The 3823-nt window shown below is 57.9% G+C and carries 2 protein-coding genes; both read left to right on the top strand.

Annotation, left to right across the window (positions count from 1 at the left end):
- Positions 1 to 281 precede the first annotated feature (281 nt).
- Positions 282 to 2432 (top strand): bifunctional acyl-ACP--phospholipid O-acyltransferase/long-chain-fatty-acid--ACP ligase, encoded by a 2151-nt coding sequence (gene aas / locus ACPUC8_RS25970; RefSeq protein ID WP_494927746.1) that lies wholly within the window; start codon positions 282 to 284, stop codon positions 2430 to 2432.
- Entirely contained in the window at positions 2429 to 3619 is a 1191-nt protein-coding gene (gene lplT, locus ACPUC8_RS25965; RefSeq protein WP_494927745.1) for a lysophospholipid transporter LplT, read from the top strand. Before aas ends, lplT begins: the two co-directional genes overlap by 4 nt.
- Positions 3620 to 3823: the final 204 nt, after the last annotated feature.

The following is a 3823-nucleotide window of genomic DNA, read 5'->3' as shown; positions in this document are numbered from 1 at the left end:
GCACGACGTGGAAGTCGAAGGTACCGCTTTAGCGGCGCGAGGACGGCCCAGAGGGGGCAGTAGTGGCGGCAGAGCCCGCACTGAAAAGACAGGCCACTTATTAATAAGCAGCCTGAGTGCTTAACTGACGAGCATGGCGGCATAAATGGCGGCTCTGTAAAGCCCTGGGGAGCGCATTGATGCGCACCTGAATTCATCACGATAAATCACCGCGCTACTTGTCGAAAATCGCCAGATCCTGCAAGGTAAGAGCCATTTTTTACCGCTGCTAAGGAGTTGGCATGCTATTCACTGTTCTGCGTTTCCTCTTCCGCCTGTTATGGCGGGTAGAACTGCGTGGCGATCTCACCGCTCTGCATAAAGAAAAAGTGCTGATCACCCCCAACCACATGTCATTCCTGGATGGCGTGCTGGTGGCCCTGTTCCTGCCGATCAAACCGGTGTTCGCCGTCTATTCGTCGATCAGCGATCAGTGGTTTATGCGCCTCCTCAAGCCGATCATCGATTTTGTGCCCCTCGATCCCACCAAACCGATGTCGATCAAACATCTGGTGCGCATGATCAACGAAGGCCGTCCGGTGGTAATCTTCCCGGAAGGGCGTATCACCGTCACCGGCTCACTGATGAAAATCTACAGCGGTGCGGGCTTTGTGGCGGCGAAATCCGGTGCCACCGTGGTGCCGATGCGCATTGAGGGCGCGGAATACACGCCGTTTGGTCGCCTGGCGGGGGTGTTTAAGCGTCGCCTATTCCCGCGCATCACCTTAAGCGTATTGCCTGCCACTATCATCCCGATGCCTGAAGCCAAACGCGCGCGCGATCGTCGCCAGCTGGCGGGTGAGCATTTACATCATGTGATGATGGAAGCGCGTATGGCGGTGCGTCCTCGTGAAACACTGTTTGAGGCGTTTCTCAATGCACGTCAGCGCTATGGCCTGACCAAGTCGTGCATCGAAGACATCAATTTCAAGCCGGACAGCTACACCGGACTGCTGAAAAAGTCGCTGGGTGTGGGGCGTATCCTTGAGCGTTACAGCCAGCAGGGCGAATACGTCGGCCTGTTACTGCCGAATGCCACCGTGACGGCGGCGACGATTCTGGGTGCCTCGCTGCGTGGACGCATCCCGGCGATGCTGAATTACACTGCAGGCGTGAACGGCATGCGTGCAGCGCTGACCGCTTCACAGGTGAAAACCGTCTTCACCTCGCGTCAGTTCCTGGAAAAGGGCAACCTGTGGCATCTGCCGCAGGGGCTCACGGAAGTGCAGTGGATCTACCTGGAAGACCTGAAAGACACCGTCACCCTCAAAGACAAGCTGTGGATTGTGGCGCACTTGCTGATGCCACGCCGTGCGCAGGTCCCGCAGCAGCCGGAAGACGTCGCGATGGTGCTGTTCACCTCGGGATCGGAAGGCAATCCTAAAGGCGTGGTGCACTCGCATAAAAGCCTGCTGGCCAACGTTGAACAGATCCGTACCGTGGCGGACTTCACCCCGCGTGACCGCTTTATGTCGGCGTTGCCGCTGTTCCATGCCTTTGGCCTGACAGTTGGCCTGTTCACGCCGCTGCTGACCGGCGCACAGGTGTTTCTCTATCCGAGTCCGCTGCATTACCGCATCGTGCCGGAGCTGGTGTATGACCGTAACTGCACCGTGCTGTTTGGTACCTCGACCTTCCTCGGCAACTATGCGCGCTTTGCCAACCCGTATGATTTTGCGCGACTGCGCTACGTGGTGGCGGGAGCTGAAAAGCTGCAGGAAGGCACGCGCCAAATCTATATGGAGAAGTATGGCATTCGCATCCTTGAAGGTTATGGCGTCACCGAGTGCGCACCGGTGGTGGCAATCAACGTGCCGATGGCGGCGAGAACTCACACCGTGGGACGTATCCTGCCGGGTATGGATTCACGCCTGATTTCGGTGCCGGGCATTGAGCAGGGCGGTCGTCTGCAACTGCGCGGGCCAAACGTGATGAATGGCTATCTGCGCGTTGAGAATCCTGGCGTGCTGGAGAAGCCGGTGGCGGATAACGGCGAAGGGGAGATGGAGCCGGGTTGGTACGATACCGGCGATATCGTCAGCTTCGATGAGGGCGGTTTCTGCCAGATTCAGGGCCGTGCTAAGCGCTTTGCTAAAATCGCCGGTGAGATGGTGTCACTGGAGAGCGTCGAGCAGATTGCCCTGAAAGCCTCCGGCGACAAACAGCATGCTGCTTCGTTGCGTCCGGACGGTCATCGCGGTGAAGCCTTGGTGCTGTTTACTACTGACACCGAGTTGAGCCGCGATCGGCTGCTCAAAGCCGCACGTGACATTGGCGCGCCAGAACTCGCGGTGCCGCGTGACATCCGCTTTATGAAACAGCTGCCGCAGCTCGGCAGTGGCAAACCAGACTACGTCAGCCTGAAACAGCTGGCCGGAGAGGAACAGGCATGAGCCAGGCAGTTAACCCGGATTCACCTTTGCTGTCACGCAACATGATGGCGGTGATTGTGGCACAGTTTTTCTCGGCCTTTGGCGACAATGCGCTGCTGTTTGCCACCCTGGCGGTACTGAAAAGCCAGCTCTATCCCGACTGGAGCCAGCCAATATTACAGATGATGTTTGTGGCCACTTACATCGTGCTCGCGCCTTTTGTCGGCCAGATGGCAGACAGCTTTGCCAAAGGGCGGGTGATGATGTTCGCCAACAGCTTAAAGCTGCTGGGGGCACTGATTATCTGTTTTGGTTTTAACCCGTTCCTCGGCTATACGCTGGTGGGCATTGGCGCGGCGTCCTATTCGCCAGCCAAGTACGGCATCCTGACCGAGATCACCAGCGGTGAGCGACTGGTCAAGGCCAATGGGCTGATGGAGTCATCGACCATTGCGGCCATCCTGCTCGGTTCAGTGGCGGGCGGTATTCTCGCTGACTGGAATCTGCTGGCGGCACTGATTGTGTGTGCGCTCACTTACGCGTTGGCGGTTGTGGCGAATATCTTTATTCCTAAGCTGCTGGCGGCGCGACCTGGGCAAAGCTGGCACTTCGGCGCGATGCTGCGCAGCTTCGCGGGTTCGGGTTTGCTGCTGTGGCGCAACGGAGAAACACGTTTCTCTCTGCTCGGCACCAGCATGTTCTGGGGGGCAGGGGTGACGCTGCGTTTTCTGCTGGTGCTGTGGGTGCCGGTGGCGCTTGGCATCACCGACAATAAAACGCCGACCACCCTCAATGCCATGGTGGCGATTGGTATCGTGATCGGGGCGGCCGCAGCGGCAAAACTGGTCACGCTGCAGACCGTGCGCCGTTGTATGCCCGCAGGGATATTGATCGGCGTGATGGTGGTGGTGTTCTCACTGCAAACCAGCCTGCTCAACGCCTACCTGGTGCTGATGGTGATTGGTGCGCTGGGCGGTTTCTTTGTGGTGCCGCTCAATGCGTTGCTGCAGGAGCGCGGCAAAGATTCCGTGGGAGCGGGAAATGCCATCGCGGTGCAGAATTTCGGTGAAAACATCGCGATGTTGGTGATGCTGGGACTGTACACCATCGCGATTAAGCTGGGCGCGCCAGCCGTGGCAACCGGTATCGGTTTCGGCGCGATTTTTGCGGTGGCAATTGCGCTGCTGTGGTGGAAATCGCGGCGTTAACCGGTGCGGAATTCAACCAGGTCGCCATCAATGGCGACCCTACAATATCGATCGCGTTAATGCGCAAACCGGGCACATGGGTAACAGAAAACGCCAGTCAGTTGTAGGGTGCGCATTTAGGTGCAAACCGGGCACATAGGTAACACTTTAGACCGGGCACATGGGTAACAGTTATAAATTGGCATAGCAGAGGAGACTCACTAT

Source organism: Pantoea sp. CFCC18177 (assembly GCF_059412425.1).
The sequence above is the reverse complement of the archived record's forward strand: the minus strand, read 5'-3'. Positions and strand labels throughout refer to the sequence as shown.